Consider the following 6,365-nt stretch of genomic DNA (forward strand, 5'->3'; position numbering starts at 1 on the left):
AGTTCGCCGCGCATACTTGAGGACGCTTACCCAGCACCTGAAGGGGCAAGGCGATCGCTCTTAAAAAAGTCTTTAGTATTTTGTCTCAAGTTTCAGGATTTGTGGAATGGCAACTTTACACGGTAGTTGGTTAGTTCAACCGAGTGGTGGTTATTTGTTCATTTGGGGAGAAACCTGGCGGCGAATGACGCCTGAGTTATCTTCTAAAACTGAGGGGGTGCCATCTCATCCTTTAGCGATGACGCAGGAGGAGTTGACAGACTTTTTGGGAAAGAACCGCATTTCCTTAGCTAAATTTATTGACGTGGGGGAGCAGAATGGTTCGAGATGGGTTCATCAGGTTATTTCCCTCCCCACTCAGATCTTGGAAAAAGGTAAAGCTTCTTACCCTGCTTATTCTGGAACTTCACTAGAGGAAATTCGCCTTTGCACTCTACAACCCTGGAAAGTTGAGGGGCTGTGCCTAAACGCACTAGAAGCGGTTAAATTTTTGCAGGCTTTGCCCCTTGGCTCGTTTAAGGCAGCCGATGCATACGTGGGGCCAGATTTACGTTTTTGGTCGCAAGTTGCCCGGTGGAGCTTAGATCTGCTGGCACGGTGTAAATTTTTGCCCACACTCCAACAAGAGAAGAATGGTGTAGTAGTAGCCAGGTGGCGATCGCTGTTAGATAGCGGCGTAGATCGCGATCGCCTAGCCAAGTTTGCCGCTACTATGCCAGGAAGCTGCCGCACCTACCACCTTGATTTTGGATTGAGCGAGGAAGAAAATTCAAAATCTAAAATCCAAAATGCAAAATTGCTCGAACCAGAGGAATTACTGTTGGGATTCCTGGGCAGTACAGTAGATGTGAGGGTGCGGAGTTGTCTGGAGACGCCGATTAATCGCGTCTTAGCACAGTCGCCACCTCCAACAGAACCCACTATCAGAAAATGGCTGCAAGCCTTGGGAGAAAAATCTGCCACTGTTGAGGCAGCACCCCAGGGCTGGGAACGTCTGCAAGCGGCTCTTCAAGCTTGGACAGAGCCAGTGCAAGATCATCTATTCTCCCCATCGCTTGTAAACAGCTTGGCTTTGGGCGAAAAGCTGTTTTTTACCTGTTTTGTTCTACAACCGCCAGCTTCTAGCTCAAGCAACTGGACTTTGGAGTATTTCTTGCAGGCGGACAGCGATCGCGAATTTTTAGTAGATGCTGAAACCATTTGGAAGCACGCCGAAGCGCGTCTTATCTTCAAAAATCGCACAATTGGCCATCCCCAAGAAACATTCCTCAGAGGTTTGGGGTTGGCTTCCCGGATATATCCGCCAATTCAAACCAGCTTACAGAATCGACATCCCAAATCTTGTACTCTCACACCCGTTCAGGTGTATGAGTTTATTAATGCAGCTGCATGGCGCTTGCAAGATAGTGGATTAGGAGTCGTTTTGCCGCCTTTTTTGGCAAATCGCGATGGCAAAGCTCCCCGCTTAGGTCTAAAAATCCGCGCAGCGACGCCGCTAGCCGGGGGTGTAGGGTTGCAGAGCTTGCTTGATTTTGAGTGGGAATTAGCTATTGGTGAAAAAACCATATCTAAGCAGGAATTTGACCGCCTTGTAGCGCTCAAGACTCCCTTCGTGCAAGTAAATGGCGAGTGGATAGCGCTGCAACCATCAGATATTAAGGCAGCGCAGGCACTTTTAGCGACGCCCAAACAGCAGGTAGTTCTTTCTCTGGAAGATGCTGTGCGCTTAAGTACGGGGGATACTAAAACAATTGAAAAACTTCCCGTAGTCAGCTTTGAGGCTTCTGGGGCATTGCAAGGGCTGCTGACAACTTTAAGTGATAACAAGACGATTGAGGCGATCGCTCCCCCAGCTAGTTTTCACGGTCAACTGCGTCCTTATCAAGCGCGGGGGGTCGGTTGGTTGTCATTTTTAGAGGGTTGGGGTTTGGGAGCGTGTCTCGCAGACGATATGGGATTAGGAAAATCTATCGAGACTATTGCATTTTTACTGCATCTGCAAGAGCAACAAAAATTAGACCAACCAACGCTATTAGTTTGCCCTACTTCAGTATTGGGTAACTGGGAACGGGAAGTTAATAAATTTGGCCCAACGCTAAAAGTTTTAGTACATCACGGTGATAAACGTGCAAAAGGTAAAGCTTTTGCTAAGGCGATTAAGGGTAACGATTTGGTAGTCACGAGTTATGCGCTAGCATTTCGAGATGCCGAAACTTTGAAGAGTATTTCCTGGCGGGGAGTAGTTCTAGATGAGGCACAGAATATTAAAAACTCCGAGTCAAAGCAATCGCAAGCGGTGCGTCAGCTTAAGGCTGGTTTTCGTATTGCGCTAACAGGAACCCCGGTAGAAAATAAGCTGCAAGAACTGTGGTCTATTTTGGATTTTCTCAACCCCGATTATTTAGGATCGCGACAATTCTTCCAGCGACGATTTGCGATGCCGATTGAAAAGTATGGGGATAAAGATTCCTTGGAGACATTGCGATCGCTCGTCCAACCCTTCATTCTCCGCCGTCTCAAAACCGACCGCGAAATCATTCAAGATTTGCCAGAAAAACTTGAAATGAATGTATTTTGCGGATTATCATCCGAGCAGGCTGCACTTTATCAAAAACTCGTGGATCGCTCTTTGGACGATATTGATGAAGCGGAGGGTATCAAGCGTCACGGGATGATTCTTACTCTCCTACTAAGACTAAAGCAAATCTGCAACCACCCCGCACAATATTTGAAGGAAGACACGCTGGGGACTCCGCAACGTTCAGGAAAATTGTTGCGTTTAGAGGAAATGATAGAAGAAGCGCTAGAAGAAGGCGATCGCGCTTTAATATTCACTCAATTTGCCGAATGGGGAAAGCTGCTCAAACCCTATTTAGAGTCAAAGATGGGCTGGGAAACTCTGTTTTTATATGGCGGGACTCGCAAACAACAACGAGAGGAGATGATAGACCGTTTTCAGAACGACCCCCAAGGGCCAAGAATATTTATTTTATCCCTAAAAGCGGGTGGAACTGGCCTTAACTTAACACGGGCTAATCATGTTTTTCACTTTGACAGGTGGTGGAACCCAGCTGTAGAAAATCAGGCAACTGATAGGGCATTTCGCATTGGACAAACTCGCAACGTTCAGGTACATAAATTTGTATGTACAGGAACTTTGGAAGAAAGAATTAATGAATTAATTGAAAGTAAAAAAGCGCTTGCAGAACAAACCGTTGATGCAGGCGAACAGTGGTTAACCCAACTCGATACCGATGGGTTGCGTAATTTACTATTGTTAGACCGCAGTGCTGTTATTGACGAAGAATAAATTTTTGTCATAGGACAACTACCAATTACCCATTACCAAAGTTCATATGAGCGATTACGAAATAGAAACCCGCGAATGGTGGGCGCAACAATGGATTGATTTGCTAGAAAAATCGCGTTTCAAAAAGCGATTAGAAAGGGCACGAAATTATGCAATGCAAGGGAACGTTCTCAGCATCGAGTTTAAAGGTGCAAAAGTTTTAGCCAAAGTGCAAGGTACAGCACCAGAACCTTATCAAGTTTCCCTGTCGCTAGACCCTTTTACTGATGAACAGTGGGGATATACGATTGAAACAATGTCTGAAAGAGCAATTTTTTCAGCACAACTTTTAGCGGGAGAAATGCCGCCAAATATTGAAGAAGTGTTTACTGCAAATGGCCTAAGTGTATTTCCATTTACGCTCTCGGAGGTTCATTCGCGGTGCAGTTGTCCTGATAAAGAGATACCCTGCAAACACATTGGGGCGGTATATTATCAGTTAGGCGATCGCTTCAGCGAAGATCCGTTTGTAATATTTCAGTTGCGGGGTCGAACCAAAGAACAAATTATTGATGTATTGCGAAAGTTGAGGGGTGGTGGCGATGTAGTGTCTCAGCCGGAAATTACTGATGCGCCAGTTAGCGAACCACCGAGACAGCCAACCCCAATAAATATCGAGCAATTTTGGCAGTATAACGAGCCGCTAGACTCATCCTTAGTTGTTATCGCACCACCCAGCGGCGACACAATTTTAGATGTTTTGGGGCCAATTCCTCTAGGGGACAAAAAGGCTTCAGATTCCCAACGGGTGATGCAGTATTTGGATGCAATTTATAAAGCTGTAAGCCAACAGTCGATGCTATCAGCAATGAATGTAGAAGGTAGTTGAGACGAGTAAATAACCAGCCAACATCTTTATGGTGGGTTACGGTGCGGTAATTAATTTATGAAACCAACGATAAATCTTAAATCGCGCCGTAACCCACCATCACCTAGAAAATATGCGATCGCCTTTAAACTAGGATTGCTCTAGAAGATACTCGAAAATCAGTAAATGACTAGAATGCCCCACGAGCAATTCGTAATGCGTAAGGCGAAGGAGGAAGTCACTTAAGCGGATATCTAGTGTTTACCCGCACTCGAACTACCAACATACCAGCAAATTTGGGGTTTGCCAGGATAGCTGGCGATCGCCCCTGACAAAATAAAGCCAACGAAAAGCGGAACGCGATCGCTCTTACTGACCAATCTCCAACCGCGCCTGCTCTACTAACTCAGCTGTCACAACTTCTTCCCCAGCCGCCCTAACAAACTGCTCAATCCTTTGACGAGCTTGGGCACGTACAAAAAAAGGAATATTCTTCAGCTTGGTCTTTGCTGCGGGCGTCCACTCTAAAACATCAGTCAAATGAGAGTCGCGCATAATATTAACCCTTCAGCTATCAGCTTTTCTAACAAGCCTGCGTACTATTAATTTTACTTTTCTATTGGCATAAAAAAAGCTCCTGCTTTTACACAGGAGCTTTTTTAAGAGGAAAGGTAAAAAGAAATTATTTCTTATACCTTTTCACTTTTTTAGTCTAGGTTAGGCATAGACATTACTGGTTCGTTCTCACGGTCAAGGCCTTTTTCAAATCCAGCCGCAGCCGCACGAGCGCGACCAGCGTGCCACAGGTGGCCGATCAGGAAGAAGAAGCCCAAGACAAAGTGAGAAGTAGACAGCCAAGCACGGGGAGACACGTAGTTAAACGAGTTCACATCCGTGATAACGCCGCCCACAGAGTTCAGAGAACCCAGCGGAGCATGGGTCATGTACTCAGCAGCGCGACGAGCTTGCCAAGGCTGAACGTCATTCTTGATCTTGTTCAGATCCAGACCGTTAGGACCGCGCAGAGGCTCCAACCAAGGGCCGCGGAAATCCCAGAAGCGCATCGTTTCACCACCGAAGATGATTTCACCAGTGGGCGATCGCATCAAGTATTTACCCAAACCAGTTGGGCCTTGAGCAGTACCTACGTTAGCACCCAAGCGTTGGTCGCGGATCAGGAAGGTCAGCGCCTGAGCTTGAGATGCTTCAGCACCCGTTGGCCCGTAGAATTCGCTGGGGTAAGCAGTGTTGTTAAACCAAACGTAGCAGGAGGCAACGAAGCCCATCAGGGACAGTGCGCCCAAGCTGTAGGAGAGATAAGCTTCTCCAGACCAGATGAATGCACGACGCGCCCAAGCGAAAGGCTTGGTCAGAATGTGGTAGATACCACCGAAGATACAAGTGAGGCCGACCCAAATGTGACCGCCGATGATGTCTTCCATGTTATCGACGCTGACAATCCAGCCGTCGCCACCAAAGGGAGACTTCAACAGATAGCCGAAGATCACTGCTGGGTTGAGCGTAGGACTGGTAATGACGCGAACATCACCACCGCCGGGTGCCCAAGTGTCGTACACACCGCCAAAGAACATGGCCTTAGCCACCAGCAGCAGCGCACCCGCTCCCAAAAGGATGAGGTGAATCCCCAGGATGGTGGTCATCTTGTTCTTGTCTTTCCAGTCGTACCCGAAGAAGGCGGAATATTCTTCGAGGGTGTCAGGACCGCGAACGGCATGGTAAATGCCACCCAGACCCAAAACAGCAGATGAAATCAGGTGCAGAACGCCGACAACAAAGTAAGGGAAGGTGTCGATAACTTCACCGCCAGGGCCAACACCCCAGCCCAGCGTGGCGAGGTGAGGCAGCAGGATTAATCCCTGCTCGTACATAGGCTTTTCTGGGACAAAGTGAGCGACTTCAAACAAAGTCATTGCTCCAGCCCAGAAAACAATCAGACCTTGGTGGGCAACGTGAGCGCCCAGCAACTTACCGGAGAAATTGATCAGTCGGGCGTTACCAGACCACCAGGCGTAACCTGATGATTCTTGGTCGCGACCGCCTGCAACCATAGAACTATTAGAGAGCGTTACCACGTGGCAGAACCTCTTCGGGGAATTCAAAGTTTTCGTGAGGCTGATCTTGAGGAGCCATCCAAGCGCGGATACCCTCGTTCAGCAAGATGTTCTTGGTATAGAACGTCTCAAATTC

The 6,365-nt window shown here is 47.5% G+C and carries 4 protein-coding genes and 1 pseudogene; 2 read left to right on the forward strand and 3 right to left on the reverse strand.

The features are described from left to right. The first annotated feature begins 106 nt into the window (after positions 1–106). Together H6F77_RS17910 and H6F77_RS17915 are read left to right on the forward strand one after the other, a co-directional pair. Complete coding sequence (locus H6F77_RS17910) at positions 107–3,310, forward strand: sll1366 family intein-prone helicase (RefSeq protein WP_190489899.1); 3,204 nt, start codon at positions 107–109, stop codon at positions 3,308–3,310. Positions 3,311–3,356: 46 nt separating this feature from the next. Beyond that, entirely contained in the window at positions 3,357–4,178 is an 822-nt protein-coding gene (locus H6F77_RS17915) for an SWIM zinc finger family protein (protein WP_190489900.1), read from the forward strand. 348 nt (positions 4,179–4,526) lie between these two features. Here H6F77_RS17915 and H6F77_RS17920 read toward each other — a convergent pair whose 3' ends face one another. From H6F77_RS17920 to H6F77_RS17930, 3 genes and pseudogenes are all read right to left on the reverse strand, one after another. Further along, positions 4,527–4,712, reverse strand: a complete 186-nt coding sequence (locus H6F77_RS17920; protein WP_190489901.1) for a PCP reductase family protein — start codon at positions 4,710–4,712, stop codon at positions 4,527–4,529. A 152-nt stretch (positions 4,713–4,864) separates the two neighbouring features. Beyond that, complete coding sequence (psbC, locus tag H6F77_RS17925) at positions 4,865–6,250, reverse strand: photosystem II reaction center protein CP43 (RefSeq protein WP_190489902.1); 1,386 nt, start codon at positions 6,248–6,250, stop codon at positions 4,865–4,867. Beyond that, positions 6,234–6,365: pseudogene (locus H6F77_RS17930) on the reverse strand (photosystem II D2 protein (photosystem q(a) protein)); the annotation flags it as partial. The gene psbC and the pseudogene H6F77_RS17930, both read right to left, overlap by 17 nt.

The sequence above is a fragment of the Microcoleus sp. FACHB-831 genome, assembly GCF_014695585.1.
Taxonomy (GTDB): Bacteria; Cyanobacteriota; Cyanobacteriia; order Cyanobacteriales; family FACHB-T130; genus FACHB-831.